Source organism: Pseudomonas botevensis, assembly GCF_019145475.1.
Taxonomy (GTDB): domain Bacteria; phylum Pseudomonadota; class Gammaproteobacteria; order Pseudomonadales; family Pseudomonadaceae; genus Aquipseudomonas; species Aquipseudomonas botevensis.
On sequence record NZ_JAHTKI010000022.1, the window covers coordinates 67,099 to 84,934 of the forward strand.

The window sequence follows — 17,836 nt, forward strand, 5'->3', positions numbered from 1 at the left end:
GGTGTGGGAGCGGGCAAGCCCGCTCCCACAGGTTCAGCGGTGCTCTTTAGTGCTGCAGGATTTTTTCGAGGAAGTGCTGCGCGCGTTCGGAGCGTTTGCTCACGTCGCCGAAGAACTCTTCTTTCGGGCAGTCCTCGATGATTTTGCCCTGGTCCATGAAAATCACACGATCAGCCACTTTGCGGGCGAAGCCCATTTCGTGGGTCACGCACATCATGGTCATGCCTTCGTGGGCCAGTTGCACCATCACGTCGAGCACTTCGTTGACCATTTCCGGGTCGAGGGCCGAGGTCGGTTCGTCGAACAGCATGACGATCGGGTCCATCGCCAGCGCACGGGCAATGGCCACACGCTGCTGCTGGCCGCCGGACAATTGGCCCGGGTGCTTGTGGGCATGGGCCGACAGGCCGACGCGGTCGAGCAGCTGCAGGCCTTTCTTGGTCGCTTCTTCCTTGCTGCGGCCCAGCACCTTGATCTGCGCGATGGTCAGGTTTTCGGTGATGGTCAGGTGCGGGAACAGTTCGAAGTGCTGGAACACCATGCCGACGCGCGAACGCAGTTTCGGCAGGTTGGTCTTCGGATCGGCGATCGAGGTGCCGTCGACCACGATGTCGCCCTTCTGGAACGGCTCCAGTGCGTTGACGCACTTGATCAGGGTCGACTTGCCCGAACCCGACGGGCCGCAGACCACGATCACTTCGCCTTTCTTGACCTCGGTGCTGCAGTCAGTCAGCACCTGGAAGTCCCCATACCACTTGTTGATGTTTTTGATAGAGATCATACGGCGAACCTTTTTTGCAGGCGCTTGACCAACCGCGAGGCGGCGAAGCTGATGATGAAGTACACGAGACCAGCGAAGATCAGGAACTCATTGGAGCGACCGATGATGTCGCCGCTGGCGCGGGAGGCGTTGAGGAAGTCCACCAGGCCCACGGTGTAGACCAGCGAGGTGTCCTGGAACAGGATGATGCTCTGCTGCAACAGCAGCGGGGTCATCTTGCGGAACGCCTGGGGCAGGATGATCAGGCGCATCATCTGGCCGTAGGTCATGCCCAGTGCCTGGGCGGCGCCCATCTGGCCCTTGGGAATCGACTGCACGCCGGCACGGACGATTTCGCAGAAGTACGCCGCTTCGAACATCATGAACGCCACGATGCAGGAGGTGAACGCACCGATCGGGGTGTCTTCGCCGGTGATCCAGCGCAGCACGAACGGCACCGCCAGGTAGAACCAGGTGATGACCAGCAGCAGCGGGATCGAGCGGAAGTAGTTGACGTAGGCACCGGCGATATTCGCCAGCAGCTTGTTATGGGACAGGCGCATCAGCGCCAGGATCGTCCCGATGATGATCCCGCCGATCACGCCCAGGGCCATCAGCTTGAGGGTCATCACCATGCCGTTCCACAAACCGGGAATGGCCGGGATGATGCCACTGAAATCGAGTTCCATTATTTACCCCCCACGGAGATCAGGCCGGGCACGGCGACTTTCTTCTCGACCAGGCGCATCAGCAGCATCAGGCTCATGTTGAGGGTGAAATAGATCAGGGTCGCGAGGGTGAACGCTTCGAACAGGTTGGCCGAGAACTCGGCGGTCTGTTTGGTCTGCGCCAGCAGCTCCATCAGGCCGATCAGCGACGCCACGGAGGAGTTCTTGAACACGTTCAGGAATTCCGAAGTGAGCGGCGGAATGATGATCCGGTAAGCCTGTGGCAGCAGCACGTTCCAGTAGATCTGCGGCAGCTTGAAGCCCATGGCGCGGGCGGCGGATTCCTGGCCGCGCGGCAGCGCCTGGATACCGGTACGCACTTGTTCGCAGACCCGCGCGGCGGTGAACAGGCCCAGGCACACGACGACGCTCAGGTAGGCCGAGGTGGTCGGGTTCAGGTCCTGCTTGTACCACTCCTGCAGGTTTTCCGGCAGCAGGTCGGGCACCAGGAAGTACCAGATGAACAGCTGAACCAGCAGCGGCACGTTACGGAACAGCTCGACGTAGCAGGTGGCGATGCCCGACACGATGCGGTTCGGCACGGTGCGCATGATGCCCAGCAGCGAGCCGAGTACCAGTGCGATGATCCACGCGACGATGGCGATGGCGATGGTCCAGCCCAGACCGGAGATGAACCAGTCGAGATAGGTCTCGCTGCCCACGCCGGTGGACTTGAAGAACACGCCCCAGTCCCAGTTGTAATTCATTAGGGTCTCCCCTCGATTCGATCGATGTACAAGTGCCCGCCTGGGGAAGATCCTTTCCCGTCTGACGTTGAACGCCAGGCACACGCGATCGGCTCGAAAACCACCAGGTCGAGTGTTCCAGTTGAAACCAGCAGGTATTGGCTGTCGCCTGAGGGAAGATTGGCTCCCTCAGGCGATAAGGTTAGATCAATGTCAGATCTTCACGTCTGGCGCCGGCTTGTCGCTCGGGTTGGCGATCAGGTCTTTAACCTTGTCGCTCATCGGGAAGTTCAGGTTCAGGCCTTTTGGCGGGATCGGGCTTTCGAACCACTTGCTGTAGATCTTGTTGATTTCGCCGGACTTGTACAGGGCGATAATCGCGTCATCCACGGCTTTCTTGAAGGCCGGGTCGTCTTTGCGAACCATGCAGGCATAGGCTTCAAAGGACTGTGGAGTACCGGTGATGACCCAGTCGTCCGGCTTCTTGGCCTTGGCTTCTTCGCCGGCCAGCAGGGCGTCGTCCATCATGAAGGCAACGGCGCGGCCGCTTTCCAGCATGTTGAAGGATTCACCGTGGTCTTTGGCGGAGATGATGTTCATGCCCATCTGCTTGTCGGCGTTCATCGCTTTGATGATGCGCTCGGACGTGGTGCCGGCGGTGGTCACGACGTTTTTGCCTTTCAGGTCGGCGAAGTCAGCGTAGGACGGCTTGCCTTCCTTGTTTTTCTTGACCAGCAGACGGGTGCCGATTTCGAAAATGTTGACGGTGAAGTCGACTTGCTGGGCGCGCTCGGCGTTGTTGGTGGTGGAGCCGCACTCGATGTCCGCGGTGCCGTTCTGGATCAGCGGGATACGGGTTTGCGAGGTCACCAGGTTGTACTTGGTCTGCAGGTCGGGTTTGTTCAGGTCTTTTTTCAGGGCTTCAACGATAGCGACCTGAATGTCGTGGGAGTAGCCCACAGGTTTGCCTGAACCATCCGCGATGTAGGAAAACGGAATGGAGCTGTCGCGGTGAGCGAGCGTGATGGTGCCCGAATCGTTGATCTTCTTAAGGGTGCCGGTGAGTTCGGCAGCGAAAACTGGTGTGCTGATCAGAGCGGCAGCAATGGCTGCGCCCAGGATATGGGGAACGATGCGCATCAAATTTTCCTCGACATTGTTTTTTTTATGGAGCCGGTTGAGCGGGCCCTTTTGTGCTTCGAATGCCTGACGGCTCCTGTTGTGTTGGCGCAACAGACATTCGTCGGGAGAGTGTAGAGCATGAGTCGTGCCAGACCAGTTTATACTGGTTAAGATATTGATTTATATCGGTATTTATATTTTTTGAAGGTGTTTTTCCACGTTTCTGATCCGGTTATCCGAACCGACCGCAAGGTCGCGTTCGGAAAACCGAATGCGGACGGTTCAGCGCCAGACCGGCAACGCGTCCAGCATGAACAGCAGGTGCGATACCGCGCAAAGCCCCCCGAAAAACAGCACCAGAACGATCATCGGCATACCGCCCCAGACCCGGTAGCGCGGACTGCCATAGCGTTTGCGCGAGGCCCGGGCCAGCAGCGCCGGCGTGACGACCGCCCAGAGCGTGGCGGCCAGTCCGGCAAAACCGATGGCGTGAATGAACCCTTCCGGCCAGAGAAAGCCGCCCAGCATCGGTGGCAGGAAGGTCACGGCAGCGGTTCGCAGGCGCCCCATGGGGTGATCGTCGAAGCCGAGCACGTCAGCCAGGTAATCGAACAGACCCAGCGTCACACCGAGAAACGAGCAGGCTACGGCGAAGTTGGAGAAGAAGGTCAGCAGCAGATCGACATTGGCACTGTCCAGGCGCGAGCCAAGCGCACTGATCAGCACGTCGATATTGCCGCCGCGCTGGGCAATATCCTTGAACGCCTCGCGCGGAATATTGCCCATGCTGCACAGCATCCATACCAGGTACAGACCCAGTGCGATCAGCGTGCCGCCCAGCAGGCAGGCGCGGATTCGTCGCGGCTCCTTGCCGTAGTGCTTCATCAGGCTCGGCACATTGCCGTGGAAACCGAACGAAGTCAGGCAGAAGGGCAGCGTCACCAACAGATAGGGCCAGTAAGCGCTGTCGCCGCTGCTCTGGTTGAGCAGCGTGGCCGGCTGGACATGACTGAGCAGGCCGCCGAAGGTCAGGAAGAACGCAAGGATCTTCGCGCCGAACACCAGGGTGGTCATTCGGCTCACCGCCGAAGTGCTGAGCCAGACAATGAACGCCACCAACAGGGTGAAGCCCAGCCCGCCGATGCGCGGTGACAGCTCAAGGCCCATGGCATGCGCGGTGTGGTGAATCACCGATCCGCTGGCTGAAATATAGGCGTAGGTCAGGGTGTAAAGCACAAAGACGATGCTCAGACCGTTGACCCGGTTCCAGGTGCGACCAAGCAGGTCACGGGTGATGGTCGAGAAACTCGCGCCTTCGTGGTAGTTCAGGTTGGCCTCAAGAATCATCAGGCCGGAATGCAAGGTGCAGAACCAGGCAAACACCAATACCGCGACGGAACCGTAGAACCATAGTCCGGACATGGCCACCGGCAAGGAAAACATCCCCGCGCCGACGATGGTGCCGCCGATGATCATGGCGCCGCCCAGTACCGAGGGCGAGCGTTCGACAGCGCTGGGTGCAGCGGATGAAGCAAGTGAGGTGGAACGCATGGCGGGGCCTGCATTGATATTGTTATGAAGGGTTCGATCCAGTGAACCTCCGGCAGGCGTGAGCCGCCCGCGAAAACGCGGTGTCAGCCAGCATCGATGCCTGCTGACGCCCGCCGCCGCGGGCCGGCTCAGTCCTGCAGGTTCGACGCTTACCTGATGTTCAGCCGTTGCGCCAACCGGCTCACCGCCTGCAACAGAAACCCGTCCTGCCCCGGCAATGCATCGAACGACAGCCCCACGGGCAAGGCATCCGCCGCCGCTACCGGTATGGTGATGCTCGGTGCCGCCAGATTGCTCGCCGGATCGGTATTGCGCACGAATCGCTCGAAATGGCTTTCCATTGCGCAATCCTCCAGCAGCGGTGCGCTGCAACTGACGGTCGGGTACGCCATCAGATCCAGCCGATGCCGGGTGAACAGTCCCCGGTATTCCTGTTCCAGCCGTACCTTGCCCATCAACGCCTGTACATAGTCGGTGTAGGAAATCGCCGGGCTCTCCAGTTGGGCGGTGAGGATCTTCTTGATCCCGGGATCTTCGATCCGCGCCAGGATGTCGAGGAATTCTGCGCCGCGTCCTTCCTTCATCAGGAATCGAGGAAAGTCGATGAAGAATTCGTAGATCGGCAACGGAAACTGGATGCACTCGTTGAGTTCGCCGATCACGCTGTCGTCGACCGGGACGATCTGCACGTCACTGGCGGCGAGCGTGTCGATGGCGGCACGGCAGTCGCGGCTGACGTTGTCATCCAGGTCGGACCAGAGGAAGCGTTCGGGAATGCCGATGCGCAACGGGTGATTCGTGGGCAGTGCTGGCAGGTGGTGGGCAGTCAGGTGCCCATGGACAAACCGGCAGTCCTCCACCGTGCGCGTCAGCAGGCCCGGCGTGTCTTTGGTCTGCGAGACGGGGACGATGCCGTCGGCCGGATACCCGCCAGTGGTCGGGCGCAAGCCGACGATCCCGCAGAACGCCGCCGGAATGCGCACCGAACCGCCGGTGTCGGTGCCCACCGCGCACGGCACCAGCCCGGCGGCGACAGCGGCGGCGCAACCGCCGCTGCTGCCCCCGGCACTGTAGCGCTCGTTCGTCGGGTTGATGACCGCGCCGTGGGTGTGATTGGCCGAGGTCACGCCGAACGACAGTTCGTGCATGTTGTTCTTGCCTACCACGCGCGCACCCAGTTGCTTGAATCGTGCAACGATGCCGGCGTCGGCCTGTGGCAGGTAATCGGCAAGGCCGGGTGTACCGGCGGTGGTCGGCATGCCCAGCACGTTGATGTTGTCCTTGAAGGACACCGGCAAGCCATACAGCGGCGCTTGCCGATCCGCGTCTGCGACATAGGCCAGCATCGCCGGGTCGAAAGTGATGAAGCTGTTCAGATGCTGCGCGTTGCCATGGCGCTCGCGCAGGGCCTGCTGCCAGGTGTCGAGGCAGAGCTCGCCCCGGCGAAATCCGTTAACGAGCTGTTCGATTGAAAACTGACTGTACATGGAAAGTCTCGTCGAAAAGGGAAGGACGCACTCAGCAGTAGCGGTACTGCGGAACCAGACCGTCGAGCGGGTTGCCGGCGATCAGATCGCCCCCCAGGCTGCTGATGACCGCGCACGCCGTGTTCAGGGCCGTCTGGATCGAGCCTTCGGCCCAGCCGCCAGTGAATGAGGCGCCGCAACCGGCCAGGTAAAGACCGGTATCCTGTTGCGGATCGAGAGCGGTGCGGAACTGATAGAACAGGCGCTCGGAATAGATGTCGTCACCGGGAAAGTTCAGCTTGAAGGCACCGAGCGCATGCTTGTCGGTCAGCCAGTCGTATTCGAGTACGTAGCGCTGGTAGTCGCCGTTGAGCGGAATCAGATGGCGGGCAAATTCCGGCGCACTCATCGCCAGTTCATCCACCAGGCGCAGGCAGCGCTGCACCTTGTCGGTCATCGAGACCATCTTGTGCGAGTCGTCTTCCCAGGTGTAACTGATCAGCACGACTCCCCAGGCGTCCGGGTCCTGTGGCGCGTAGTCCAGGCAGTACACGCCCTTGACCAGGGTGTCGGTCTGGATGTTCTGCGCCAGGCCGTGCTTGAGCCAGAACTTGTCCCTGGTCAGGATGAACAGCTTGGACGAGCCGACCATATGGGTTTCGTTGATCGCCCGGGCCACGTCACGGTTCACGAACGCCTGGTTCTGGGTGAGCTTGAGATTGACCTGCAAGGCGCGGGTCGTGGTCGTGGTGATCACCCGGTCGCAGGCATAGGTTTCGCCGTTGCTGCCGGCCAGCAGGATTTGTCCGTCGGCGCCCTTATTGATCGATTCAATGCGGGTTCGGCAGATCATGTCGCGCAGTTGCATGCCGTTGAACGAGGTGTCGGCGATCAGCTCCGCCAGCGAAGAAATGCCGTTCGGCACCAGCCGCTGATTGACCTCGAGCGCGTTGACCACCAAACGCAGGATTTCGGTGAACGAGGCGCGATAAACCGACTGGAACCCGCCGGAGCCGATGCCCAGCGAGCCGAACAGGTGGAAGTCTTCCGGCTTGCGCCAGACTTTGCCACCCGGCGGGTTCTTGCTGGTGAAGATGCGCACCATGGCCGAATAGAACGAGCTGTCACCGAAGCAATCCAGATAGCGTTGCCACTCCGGCTGCACTTCACTGTAGTCATGCTGCTTGAGCAGTTCGGTCAGCAACAGCGGCGGGGCGAGTCGGGTGCCGTCTTCCAGCACCGCGCCTTCTCTGAGAAAGGCATTCCAGCCCTGATGCACGGTCGTGAACAATGCCGGCGGCGGCTGCATCGCGGCCCAATGATAAGCCTCGCCCCGATAGTGCAGCTCGGTATCGACCACCCCCGGATCGGGAAAGGCTTCGGTGGTCTGGATGCCGAACTTGTCGAGGTAATGGAAAAGCCCGACTTCGCTTGGCGGAAAGCGCATGGCGCCCATTTCCGCAATGAACTGCGGTTGCTCTTCATCGAAGCATTGGGTCAGCAGACGCCCGCCGATGTGGGTTTTTTCCGCCTCGAACAGCGTCACGCGACGGGCACCCGCCCGCAGCAATTCATAGGCTGCCACCAGCCCGGTGAGACCGGCACCGACGATGCCAATGTGTTTTTCCGCCGTTTGCGCGGGCAGGTATCCGATGGCCTGGTCGGCATTGCGCAGGAACTGACCGTAGTCGTAGAGCAGGTCGACGTAAGGGAAAGACAGGCACGCGGTATCCTGGCGGGCAGGATTGTTCTTGGAGTTCACGGGGGGAGTTCTCGGTCGGGTCAGATGATGAGCTGCAGGCTTTCGAGGGCGCGATCAGGGTTGAGCAACAGGATCTTCTTGCCCTGGATTTTCCACTCGCCATCGATGTGGATCAGACGATGTTCGACGGTCGCCGGGTAATGCCATTCGTGGTCGCCACGGGCTTCGCAATACAGCAGATTGCTGCTGGCGACGGCGCTGTGCGACGGTTCTTCGACCGTGATCCGTGGGCGCTGGGCAATGTGCAGGCAGCGGCTTTTCGGTTGCTGGGAAAAATTGCGGGCATTGGCCAGACGGTTGATGCGCAGGGTGGTCAGGAAGCGATCCTCGTACACCAGCGAGGATTCGTGCAGGGGGCTGCGTTGTTCGCGGCTCATGGGAATCCAGTAGGTGTAGTCGTCGCTCAGCAGCCGCTGCCAGGTGTCAAAGTCCTGTTGGTCGAGCAGGTGCATCTCGGTCTCGAGCAAGCGCTCGACGGCCCGTTCAGTTTGATCGTGGTGCATGGTCGTCCCGCATCAGGTTTTGCCAGTTGTCGTAGAAGTTGCGCATCGCCAGTTCACTGGTGCCGGACACCACGCGGGTCCGGTTGTAGGACTCGCCCGGCTCGAACAGGCGCGAGACGTTGACCCATTCGTTGGCGTCGCTGTGCAGACCTTCCATCGCACGTTCGTACATCTCCACATCGTCATGGGCGACCATCGAGCACGGCGAGTTGATCAGGTTGTTGTACTGCACGGTCCTTTCCAGCAACTGCACGGGGGCACCCTGCAATTCGAAGATCCACGACTCGACGATGGTTTCCTTCGCGCTGACCGGGCGGATCACCCGCAAGGTCTGGATCGGACCCTTGACCATCAGGTTGGGGAAATACACGGTGTTGTGACGGGTATCATCGAGGATTGTCCGGGCCTGTTCTTCGCCATAACTTTCCACCATCAGTTCCCAGTAGCCGGGAATGCCGGTGTAGGCCTTGTGGATCGAATTGCTGACGCCGGTGTGTCCGTGGCCGTTGGGCCACACGCGAATGCCCATGCCGGCGAAGAATTCGTACGAGGCCATGAACGGCGAAAACAGCTCCACGGCCATCGGCGCCGGCTGGCTCTGGTCGCCGGTTTCTTTCCACAGGCGAATGGCTTCGCCGGCCGAGGATTCGTGGGCGATCATCGGGTGGCAGGTGTCGGTCTGGTTGTCGACCACCATCTTCCAGTTGCAGCGATGCTTGTGCAGCAACGGCTGGCCGATCACGCGCAACTGACCCTGCGGGGAGCGCATGACCATGTTGTCCAGCGTCGACAGCGACTCGCCAAAAAACTCGTCGAAACCGATACCGGTTTCGCTCAGCCGTACAAACACGAAACCGCGATAGTTGCGCATCGCCGCAACGGCCTGCATGCCTTTGTGGGCCGAGCAACTGCTCAGATCGCAGTTGTCGTATTCCTTTTTTACCGGGATGCTCAGCAGCTCGCCGTCGGTCTTGAATGTCCAGGCGTGGTAGGGGCAGCGCATGAAGCGGCCGACGTTGCCGCGAGCTTCGGCCAGCACTTTCACGCCCTTGTGCGGGCAGCGGTTGTGCAGCACGACGATGTCGCCGTTCTTCTGGCGCACCATTGCCAGGGGTTGGGCGGCGAGGGTGGCCGTGAAATAGTCGCCGGTTTCGGGAATCAGGCTGTCGTGACCCAGGTAGCACCAGCTCGCGGCAAAGACCCGCTGCTGTTCCTGTTCGAAAAGTTGCTGATCAAGGAACAGAGACTTATGCACTTCTCTGCCATTGAAATAGTTGTCCAACGGGGGAGTCCTCTTCAGATCGCCAGTTTCAGGCGTGGGCTTTTCGCCCGGGAAACGCAGGGATAGATTCGTGCGCTGCAGGCAGCTTCCTGTTCGCTCATGATGAAGTCCCGGTGCTCGACATCGCCTTCCAGCACATCCAGCGCGCAGACGCCGCACTCGCCGCGACGGCAGTCATAGACCGGATCGAGACCGGCGTCTTCCAGGGCTTCGAGCAGGGTCTGGCCGGGTCCGACCTCGAGGGTCACGCCGGAATCCACCGCCTCAACCGTGAACCCCTGGGCACCTTCCTCTCTGGCAACGTTGAACACCTCCAGATGTACCTGTTCGCGAGCCAGCCCGGCGGACTCGGCGTGGCTCAGGATGTCGTTAAGCATCGCCGCCGGGCCGCAGACGTAGAGGCGGTCTTCGGGGCTGAGATCAGCGAGTATCTGGCTGATCGCCGGGCGCTGGCCGGACAGGTGCAAGTGCATGCGTTCTTGCAGCAGTGTGCTCAGGTCTTCGGCGTAAGCGGCGTCTTCGGCGCTACGGGCGAAGTAGTGCAACTGCGCTGAACGATCCAGCGCCGCCAGGTGCCGGAGGATGCCTGTCAGCGGCGTGATGCCGATGCCGCCGGCGATTGCGATGTCGCGTCCGGTCCGTGCGTCGAGCGGGTAGTTGAAGGTATTGAACGGGCCTTCGAGCTGCACCTGATCGCCGACCTCCAGCGACCGTATGTACGGGCTGCTGGGGGATTCGTCGCAGAGGCGGATGGCGAAGGTGAAATGGCCTTCGGCACTGTTGCCCAGTTCCACGGTGGAGTAGTGACGCCAGTCGCCGCAGGACGGTATCAACCATTTGAAGTGCGCACCGGCATGGGCCGATCCGGTTGAAACGGGCGCGCCGCTGAGGGTGATTTCCTTGATCGATGCCGAGAGCATCCGGCAACGGGTAACGGTGTAGTTCATGCCGGATTTTCCTGGGCAAGCGGTGTTTCATGCAGGTACAGCCAGCGGGTGCTGTGGTGATGCACGCGCAGGAGCGCGATGGAAACGCGCGAAGTCTCGCGCCCGTCCTGTCGATGGGTTTCCTTGTAACGCAGGGCCACGGTCGGGCCTTCATGCCAGATCGTATGCAGGTCGCTGATGGCGATCGTGAGACCCGGACGGACACCGACCGCCCCTTTGAACAATTGCTCGACCTGCGCTCGGTCGACCACGACCGCGGCGGTGGTGACCATGCTGAAGTCTTCGGCGAAGACATCCATCAGGGGGGCAATGGCGGCTTCGCCGGCACCGTCGGCATTGGTGAAAACACGATGGATCAGTTCATGCACGTGGTGAATGCTGTGGCGTGCTTGTTCAACCGGGTTGTTGTTCATGGCATTCCTTTGGAGGGTTCAGTTGGCTCATGTGAAACAGCGGAAACAACCCGACCAGCGCGGCAATCGCGAAGGTGGCGTGATAGGCCGGGGTCGAGTCGAACTGTTTGAGCAGGAGGTTGTAGATCATCAGGAACAGGGCCGCGCCGACGCTGAACGACATCTGCCGATTGATGTTCCAGATCACGCTGGCCTTATGGGTTTCGCTGCCTTTGAAGTCCATCAGCGAGGTGGTTTGAGCGGTATTGGCCCCGATCCCGCCGCCAATGCCCATCAGGCTGTAGGCGATCACGATCACCCAGATATCGGTCGGTGCATTCACCAGCATCAGCGTGGCGATCCCGGCGCTGTGCAGCAGCATGCCGAGGGTGAACAGGCGTCGGGCTCCGACCTTGTTGTAGACCCGACCGCAGGTGAGCATCGCGATGAAGGCGCCAGTGGCGTAGAGGATCATGAACATGCCGGTCAGGCGGGCGCTGAAGTGCAGGGTGTTCTGCAGGAAGAAAATGCTCATCAGGTTGACCCCGGTGAACACGCCGGGAATCGCGTAATAAATGAAGATCGAGGTGCTGAGCTTTTTGCTTTTGAGCAGGCTCAGGTCGATGATCGCGTCGCTGGCGCGGCGGTAGTGCAGCAGGTACAGCGCTACAAACATCAGGCCCGCCGTGACACAGGCGATCGCTTCGACGACGGGGTAGTCACCTCCGTACAAAGACATGCCCATCAGCAGGCTGCCCAGTGCAGCGCTGACCAGCAGCAGTCCGAGGATGTCCGGACGTTGCAGGCTGGTCGGTCGGGTTTCGCGGATCCAGAACCACGATAAACCGGCGGCGATCAGCGAAAACGGAATGTTGCTGTAAAACACCCAGCGCCACGAGCTGCTGTCGACGATGATGCCGCCGACGGTTGGCGAAATCGCCGGGGCGATCAGGGCCACGGCCATCACCAGCGTGGAGATTTTGGCCCGCTGTTCGCCCTGGAACAGATTGAAGGTCAATGCCTGTCCCACTGGAATCAGCAAGCCGCCGCCGATGCCCTGCACGAAACGCCAGATCACCAGTTCATGAAAACTGTCGGCCAGCCCGCACATCCAGACGGCAGCGGTAAATACCAGCATCGAAACGGTGAGAATCTCGCGACTGCCGAAACGTCCGGCCAGCCAGGTGCTGACCGGAATAATCAGCGTCAGACCGAGGATGTAGGCATTGGCCACCCAGGCCACCGATGAACTGCTTACTTGTAACGTTGCCGATATGCTCGGTAATGCCACGGCAGACATGAATATGTTTATGCAATCAATAAAAAAGCCGATCAGAAAGATCAGCGCGATCTTGTAGCGATAATTCATTGTTCTTTCCTCTTTGTTGCAAAGCATAGGGGCGATGGACTTGGAGTGTCGATACGACTATGCTTAAAACAATGTTTGAAAGGATTGAACAGTGAACTCTACCGCCATGCATTCTCATCTAAACCGGGTTCAGACTTTCCTCGCCGTGGTCGATTTTGGCTCCTATACCAAAGCTGCAAACTACCTGAGTATCAGCAAAGCCATGGCCAGCCTGCATGTCAAGGCGCTGGAGGAAGTTCTTTCGGCGACGCTGCTGATCCGCAATACCCGAAATATATCGCTGACTGAAATAGGTCAGGAGTTTTATGAAGAGTTCAAGGGGATTGTCGCGGATATCGATAATGCCTTTGATAATGTGCTGAAGGGTAATAATCGGGTTTCTGGAAAGTTACGGATTAGTTCAACCATTGAATACGGCGAGAAGTTTATTCTTCCGCTGATACCTTTGTTCAGCGAACGTTATCCGGAAATACGCTTGTGCTATAACTTCAATTCTTCATTGAATGATCTGGTGGCGGAAAAACTGGATCTGGTGGTGCGTCTGGGCAATCTGGCGGACTCGGCTTTCAAGAGCCGCAAGTTGGCGGATTATCAAATTGTGCTGGTGGCGAGCCCCGCGTTTATCGAACGCTACCCTTTGGCGCAACCGCAGGACCTGAATGGCGTAGCGTGGATCGCCAACAGCAATCTGCAGGCGCCGACGCAGTGGGTATTGCGCGACGATCAGGGACAGTCGGTGGAGGTCAGTGGCACCAGTCATTTCGAATCCAACTCTTCCACCGCGATTCGCTCGATGACGTTGTCGTCGCTCGGTGTGTCGGTGCTGCCGGGCTGGGTGGTCGAGGACGATATTGCCAGCGGCCGCTTGGTTCGCCTGTTGCCGGCGTACTCGTTGCCTTCTCAGTCGATCAACGTGGTGTTCCCCAATACCGCGCATCTGCCGCACAAGTCGCGGGCGTTCATTGATTTTCTCCTGCTGCATCTGGCGCAGTAACGTAAAAAGCCCCTGAATAGTGAGATTCAGGGGCTTTCGTTAACGCAGCCTGAAGATCAGGCCGCTTCGATCTTGCTGCGCTTCTGCTCGACCTTGCTCAGGTACGCCGCCAGTTTTTCCTGCTCGGCCGGGGTGGTGAACAGCCCCAGTTTGCTGCGGCGCCACAGAATGTCGTGTGCCGTGGTGGCCCACTCTTCGGCGCACAGGTAATCGACTTCACGGGCGTAGAGGCCGCCGCCGATGTGTTCGCCCATGTCGGCGAGGCTGTCCACGCCTTCGAGCATGCGCCAGGTGCGGCTGCCGTAGGTGGTGGCCCAGCGGCGGGCGATTTCGGTCGGCACCCAGTCGAACTTGTCGCGGATCTGCGCGCACAGGGCCTGCGGCGTGGTCATGTCTTCGCCGCCGGGCAGGGTGGCGGTGGCGGTCCAGCTCGGGCGCATCTGGGTGAAGAACGGCATCAGTTGCGCCATCGCCGATTCGGCGAGTTTGCGGTAGGTGGTCAGCTTGCCGCCGAACACCGACAGCAGCGGCGCCTCTTCGGTGCTGCCGGACAGCGCCAGGGTGTAGTCGCGGGTCACGGCGGACGGGTTGTCGGACTCGTCGTTGCACAGCGGACGTACGCCCGAGTAGGTGTGCAGGATGTCGTCGCGGCTGATCTGCTTCTTGAAGTGGGCGTTGACCACTTTGAGCAGGTAATCGGTTTCGCCGTCGGTGATTGCGACTTTCGCCGGATCGCCGGTGTACTCGCGATCGGTGGTGCCGATCAGCGTCAGGTTGTTCAGGTACGGAATGGTGAAAACGATGCGCTGATCTTCGTTTTGCAGGATGTGCGCGTGATCGCCTTCATACAGCTTCGGCACGATGATGTGGCTGCCCTGGATCAGGCGGATGCCGTACGGCGACTCCATCTTCAGGTCGTCACGGATGAACTTGGCGACCCACGGGCCGGCGGCATTCACCAGCGCCTTGGCGCGGATCGAAAACAGGCTGCCGTCGGCGCGTTCCAGATGCAGGTGCCACAGGCCCTTGGTGCGACGGGCGCTGACGCAACGGGTCTGGGTGTGGATGTGCGCGCCTTTTTCGCGGGCGGCCATGGCGTTGAGTACCACGAGGCGGGCGTCATCGACCCAGCAGTCGGAGTATTCGAAGCCTTTGCTGATTTCGCTTTTCAGTGCGCTGTCGGCGCCGAACTTCAGGCTGCGTGAGCCTGCGAGTTTTTCGCGCTTGCCGAGGTGGTCATACAGGAACAGGCCGGCACGAATCATCCAGGCCGGACGCAGGTGCGGGCGGTGCGGCAGCACGAAGCGCATGGGCTTGACGATGTGCGGCGCCTTGGCCAGCAGCACTTCGCGTTCGGCCAGGGCTTCGCGCACCAGACGGAATTCGTAATGTTCGAGATAACGCAGGCCACCGTGGATCAGCTTGCTGCTGGCCGACGAGGTGTGGCTGGCGAGGTCATCCTTTTCGCAAAGGAACACCGAAAGACCGCGACCGGCGGCATCCGCTGCGATCCCCACGCCATTGATCCCGCCGCCGATCACGGCGATATCGTAGACCTCGGAGAGAGGGGGCGTAGGCAAGGTAGAAGTGGGCATCGGCTGGCCTCGGGCTCTTTTGATTTTCTGTTTGGAAATCGAACATGAATGTTCATTTGCGAAAATGGTAGCCGATAAAGACGCGCGCAGCCAGTCGGCTTCGATTGAAAAAACTCATCGAAAGACGGTTAAAGGAAAATTATCGAACATGAAATGCGCGTAAGAGCGCGAGAGGTGGGGAGATTGTGCGGACGCTTTCGCGGGTAGGTCTGCTCCCACAGGGTCTGATGGCGCTTACAAAGCTCAATGACTGTGGGAGCGGGCTTGCCCGCGAAGGCGTCATCGCAGACGCCGCAGGGAGGTCAGACGACTTCGAGGCGAATCTTGTGCTGGCTCAGCAATTGCGCCAGTGCCGGCACCGGTTGCTGATCGGTCACCAGGCAATCGATCAGGCTGATCGGCCCCAGGCGAATCATTGCGTTACGGCCGAACTTGCTGGAGTCCGCCGCCAGGATTACCTGACGCGCGTTGGCGATGATCGCCTGGGACACCCGCACTTCCTGATAATCGAAGTCGAGCAGGCTACCGTCCTCGTCAATGCCGCTGATGCCGACCAGGGCAAAGTCGACCTTGAACTGATTGATGAAATCCACGCTGGCCTGACCCACCACGCCACCGTCGCGGCGCACGTTGCCGCCGGTCAGCAGCACATCGAAATCATCCTTGGCGCTGAGCATCGAGGCGACGTGCAGGTTGTTGGTGATGATTTTCAGATGGCTGTGATTGAGCAGGGCGCGGGCGATGGATTCGGTGGTGGTGCCGATGTTGATGAACAGCGAGGCGTGATCGGGAATCTGTGCGGCGATGGCTTCGCCGATGCGTTGCTTTTCATCGCGCATCTGATCGGCGCGCATCGCATAGGCAGTGTTTTCGACGCTGGAATCGTAAGCCGCGCCGCCATGGTAGCGGCGTAGCAGATTGGCTTCCGCAAGCTGATTGATATCGCGGCGGATGGTCTGCGGGGTGACAACGAACAGCGTGGCCATTTCCTCGATGCTGACGTAGCCGCGTTCGCGGACCAGCTCGAGGATTTGCTGCTGACGGGGAGGCAGATTCATGGGGCTTCCTTTGGGCTGCCGTGCAAAATTTGCCCATGATGCCGCAGGAATCACCTCCCGACCAGTTTCCGACCTTAGTCTGTCTTCAGTCTGGCTTATTCAGCGTCTTCACGCGCCCAGTCACGGGTACGGCTGACGGCTTTTTTCCAGCCTTTGTAGAGCTTCTCCTTCTCGACTTCTTCCAGGCCTGGTTCGAACTCGCGCTCGATCACGGCCTTGTCGCGCAGTTCTTCCAGGCTGCCCCAGAAACCGCACGCCAGGCCGGCCAGGTAGGCGGCGCCGAGGGCGGTGGTTTCGCGCATTTTCGGACGCTCCACCTGAGTGCCGAGGATGTCGGCCTGGAACTGCATGAGGAAGTTGTTCGCCACCGCGCCGCCGTCCACGCGCAGCGCCTTGAGGCGTTCGCCGGAATCCTGCTGCATGGCGTCGAGCACGTCGCGGGTCTGGTAGGCGATCGACTCCAGCGCGGCGCGAATGATGTGATCCACGCGCACGCCACGCGTCAGGCCGAACAGCGCGCCACGGGCGTACGGGTCCCAGTACGGAGCGCCCAGGCCGGTGAAGGCCGGCACCAGGTACACGCCGTTGCTGTCCTTGACCTTGTTGGCGAAGTATTCGGTGTCGTGGGCGTCGTTGATGATCTTCAGTTCATCACGCAGCCACTGCACGGTGGAGCCGCCGTTGAACACTGCGCCTTCCAGGGCGTAGGCCACTTCGCCGCGCGGGCCGCACGCGATGGTGGTGAGCATGCCGTGTCGGGATTTCACCGCTTTGTCGCCGGTGTTCATCAGCAGGAAGCAACCGGTGCCGTAGGTGTTTTTTGCCTGACCCGGCTCGACGCACATCTGGCCGAACAGCGCTGCCTGCTGGTCGCCGGCGATACCGCCGATGGCGATGCCGCTCTTGGTACGGCCGTAGATTTCCGAGGAGGCTTTGACTTCCGGGAGCATCTCGCGCGGGATGTCCAGCAGCTCCAGCATCTTCGCGTCCCACTCCAGCGTGTGGATGTTGAAGAGCATGGTGCGCGAGGCGTTGGTGTAGTCGGTAACGTGAACCTTGCCGCCGGTGAATTTCCAGATCAGCCAGCTATCCACGGTGCCGAACAGCAATTCGCCGTTGCGCGCACGCTCGCGGCTGCCTTCGACGTTGTCCAGGATCCACTTCAGTTTGGTGCCGGAGAAGTACGGGTCGGTGACCAGGCCGGTGGTGTCGCTGATGTATTGCTCGTGGCCATCACGCTTGAGTTGCTGGCAGATCTCGGTGCTGCGGCGGCACTGCCAGACGATGGCGTTGTACACCGGGCGGCCGGTGGTCTTGTCCCAGACCACGGTGGTTTCACGCTGGTTGGTGATGCCGATGGCGGCGACCTGATCGTGATGCAGGCCAGCCTGGGCCAGGGCTTCGACCATCACCGCGCTCTGGGTGGCGAAGATTTCCATCGGGTCATGTTCGACCCAACCGGCCTGTGGGTAATGCTGGGCGAATTCGCGTTGTGCGGTGCAGACCACGTTCGCGTCGCGGTCGAAAATGATCGCGCGGGAACTGGTCGTACCCTGATCGAGGGCAATGATGTAGTTCTTGTTCTGAGTGTCGGTCATGTCGATTGCCTTGGACGAAAAAA

General features: G+C 60.3%; 16 protein-coding genes. 1 reads left to right on the forward strand and 15 read right to left on the reverse strand.

From position 1 onward, the window contains the following. Window positions 1-46: 46 nt before the first annotated feature. From KVQ74_RS23390 to KVQ74_RS23445, 12 genes are all read right to left on the reverse strand, one after another. Window positions 47-781, reverse strand: coding sequence for an amino acid ABC transporter ATP-binding protein (locus KVQ74_RS23390; RefSeq protein ID WP_217833745.1), 735 nt, complete (start codon window positions 779-781; stop codon window positions 47-49). Next, window positions 778-1,449 carry an amino acid ABC transporter permease gene (locus KVQ74_RS23395; RefSeq protein WP_217833746.1) on the reverse strand — a complete coding sequence of 224 codons (672 nt, stop codon included), beginning with the start codon at window positions 1,447-1,449 and terminating at the stop codon, window positions 778-780. The genes KVQ74_RS23390 and KVQ74_RS23395 overlap by 4 nt, the downstream gene beginning before the upstream one ends. Next, on the reverse strand, window positions 1,449-2,195 hold the full coding sequence (locus tag KVQ74_RS23400) for an amino acid ABC transporter permease (RefSeq protein WP_217833747.1): 747 nt from the start codon (window positions 2,193-2,195) through the stop codon (window positions 1,449-1,451). The genes KVQ74_RS23395 and KVQ74_RS23400 overlap by 1 nt, the downstream gene beginning before the upstream one ends. Window positions 2,196-2,387: 192 nt before the next feature. Then, the gene (locus KVQ74_RS23405; RefSeq protein ID WP_217833748.1) at window positions 2,388-3,314 is read right to left on the reverse strand and encodes a glutamate/aspartate ABC transporter substrate-binding protein; all 927 of its coding nucleotides are present in this window, start codon (window positions 3,312-3,314) and stop codon (window positions 2,388-2,390) included. A gap of 264 nt (window positions 3,315-3,578) precedes the next feature. After that, on the reverse strand, window positions 3,579-4,847 hold the full coding sequence (mtr, locus tag KVQ74_RS23410; protein WP_217833749.1) for a tryptophan permease: 1,269 nt from the start codon (window positions 4,845-4,847) through the stop codon (window positions 3,579-3,581). A 149-nt stretch (window positions 4,848-4,996) separates the two neighbouring features. Beyond that, window positions 4,997-6,334 carry an amidase family protein gene (locus tag KVQ74_RS23415; RefSeq protein ID WP_217833750.1) on the reverse strand — a complete coding sequence of 446 codons (1,338 nt, stop codon included), beginning with the start codon at window positions 6,332-6,334 and terminating at the stop codon, window positions 4,997-4,999. A gap of 31 nt (window positions 6,335-6,365) precedes the next feature. Then, on the reverse strand, window positions 6,366-8,075 hold the full coding sequence (locus KVQ74_RS23420; RefSeq protein WP_217833751.1) for an NAD(P)/FAD-dependent oxidoreductase: 1,710 nt from the start codon (window positions 8,073-8,075) through the stop codon (window positions 6,366-6,368). A 20-nt stretch (window positions 8,076-8,095) separates the two neighbouring features. Further along, window positions 8,096-8,578, reverse strand: a complete 483-nt coding sequence (locus KVQ74_RS23425; RefSeq protein ID WP_217833752.1) for an aromatic-ring-hydroxylating dioxygenase subunit beta — start codon at window positions 8,576-8,578, stop codon at window positions 8,096-8,098. Next, window positions 8,559-9,833, reverse strand: coding sequence for a Rieske 2Fe-2S domain-containing protein (locus tag KVQ74_RS23430; RefSeq protein ID WP_318837872.1), 1,275 nt, complete (start codon window positions 9,831-9,833; stop codon window positions 8,559-8,561). The genes KVQ74_RS23425 and KVQ74_RS23430 overlap by 20 nt, the downstream gene beginning before the upstream one ends. A 41-nt stretch (window positions 9,834-9,874) precedes the next feature. Continuing rightward, complete coding sequence (locus KVQ74_RS23435; RefSeq protein WP_217833754.1) at window positions 9,875-10,807, reverse strand: PDR/VanB family oxidoreductase; 933 nt, start codon at window positions 10,805-10,807, stop codon at window positions 9,875-9,877. Next, on the reverse strand, window positions 10,804-11,220 hold the full coding sequence (locus tag KVQ74_RS23440; RefSeq protein ID WP_217833755.1) for a DUF4440 domain-containing protein: 417 nt from the start codon (window positions 11,218-11,220) through the stop codon (window positions 10,804-10,806). Before KVQ74_RS23440 ends, KVQ74_RS23435 begins: the two co-directional genes overlap by 4 nt. Then, complete coding sequence (locus tag KVQ74_RS23445; protein ID WP_217833756.1) at window positions 11,201-12,568, reverse strand: MFS transporter; 1,368 nt, start codon at window positions 12,566-12,568, stop codon at window positions 11,201-11,203. The genes KVQ74_RS23440 and KVQ74_RS23445 overlap by 20 nt, the downstream gene beginning before the upstream one ends. Before the next feature lie 106 nt (window positions 12,569-12,674). Here KVQ74_RS23445 and KVQ74_RS23450 point away from each other — a divergent pair, with 106 nt between their 5' ends. Then, window positions 12,675-13,562 carry a LysR family transcriptional regulator gene (locus KVQ74_RS23450; protein ID WP_217833802.1) on the forward strand — a complete coding sequence of 296 codons (888 nt, stop codon included), beginning with the start codon at window positions 12,675-12,677 and terminating at the stop codon, window positions 13,560-13,562. 56 nt (window positions 13,563-13,618) lie between these two features. Here the strand turns inward: KVQ74_RS23450 and glpD are convergent, their stop codons facing one another. From glpD to glpK, 3 genes are all read right to left on the reverse strand, one after another. Then, on the reverse strand, window positions 13,619-15,157 hold the full coding sequence (gene glpD / locus KVQ74_RS23455) for a glycerol-3-phosphate dehydrogenase (RefSeq protein WP_217833757.1): 1,539 nt from the start codon (window positions 15,155-15,157) through the stop codon (window positions 13,619-13,621). Between the two features lie 302 nt (window positions 15,158-15,459). Beyond that, a complete protein-coding gene (locus KVQ74_RS23460; RefSeq protein WP_007953179.1) occupies window positions 15,460-16,215 on the reverse strand; it encodes a DeoR/GlpR family transcriptional regulator in 756 nt (251 codons plus the stop codon). Between the two features lie 95 nt (window positions 16,216-16,310). Continuing rightward, window positions 16,311-17,813, reverse strand: coding sequence for a glycerol kinase GlpK (glpK, locus tag KVQ74_RS23465; protein ID WP_217833758.1), 1,503 nt, complete (start codon window positions 17,811-17,813; stop codon window positions 16,311-16,313). Window positions 17,814-17,836 lie beyond the last annotated feature (23 nt).

Coding starts and splice junctions, on each gene's coding strand:
- mtr (WP_217833749.1), bottom strand. CDS start 4,847: ATGCGTTCCACCTCACTTGCTTCATCCGCTGCACCCAGCGCTGTCGAA.
- KVQ74_RS23445 (WP_217833756.1), bottom strand. CDS start 12,568: ATGAATTATCGCTACAAGATCGCGCTGATCTTTCTGATCGGCTTTTTT.
- KVQ74_RS23400 (WP_217833747.1), bottom strand. CDS start 2,195: ATGAATTACAACTGGGACTGGGGCGTGTTCTTCAAGTCCACCGGCGTG.
- KVQ74_RS23425 (WP_217833752.1), bottom strand. CDS start 8,578: ATGCACCACGATCAAACTGAACGGGCCGTCGAGCGCTTGCTCGAGACC.
- KVQ74_RS23460 (WP_007953179.1), bottom strand. CDS start 16,215: ATGAATCTGCCTCCCCGTCAGCAGCAAATCCTCGAGCTGGTCCGCGAA.
- KVQ74_RS23435 (WP_217833754.1), bottom strand. CDS start 10,807: ATGAACTACACCGTTACCCGTTGCCGGATGCTCTCGGCATCGATCAAG.
- KVQ74_RS23440 (WP_217833755.1), bottom strand. CDS start 11,220: ATGAACAACAACCCGGTTGAACAAGCACGCCACAGCATTCACCACGTG.
- KVQ74_RS23390 (WP_217833745.1), bottom strand. CDS start 781: ATGATCTCTATCAAAAACATCAACAAGTGGTATGGGGACTTCCAGGTG.
- glpK (WP_217833758.1), bottom strand. CDS start 17,813: ATGACCGACACTCAGAACAAGAACTACATCATTGCCCTCGATCAGGGT.
- KVQ74_RS23395 (WP_217833746.1), bottom strand. CDS start 1,449: ATGGAACTCGATTTCAGTGGCATCATCCCGGCCATTCCCGGTTTGTGG.
- glpD (WP_217833757.1), bottom strand. CDS start 15,157: ATGCCCACTTCTACCTTGCCTACGCCCCCTCTCTCCGAGGTCTACGAT.
- KVQ74_RS23450 (WP_217833802.1), top strand. CDS start 12,675: ATGCATTCTCATCTAAACCGGGTTCAGACTTTCCTCGCCGTGGTCGAT.
- KVQ74_RS23405 (WP_217833748.1), bottom strand. CDS start 3,314: ATGCGCATCGTTCCCCATATCCTGGGCGCAGCCATTGCTGCCGCTCTG.
- KVQ74_RS23415 (WP_217833750.1), bottom strand. CDS start 6,334: ATGTACAGTCAGTTTTCAATCGAACAGCTCGTTAACGGATTTCGCCGG.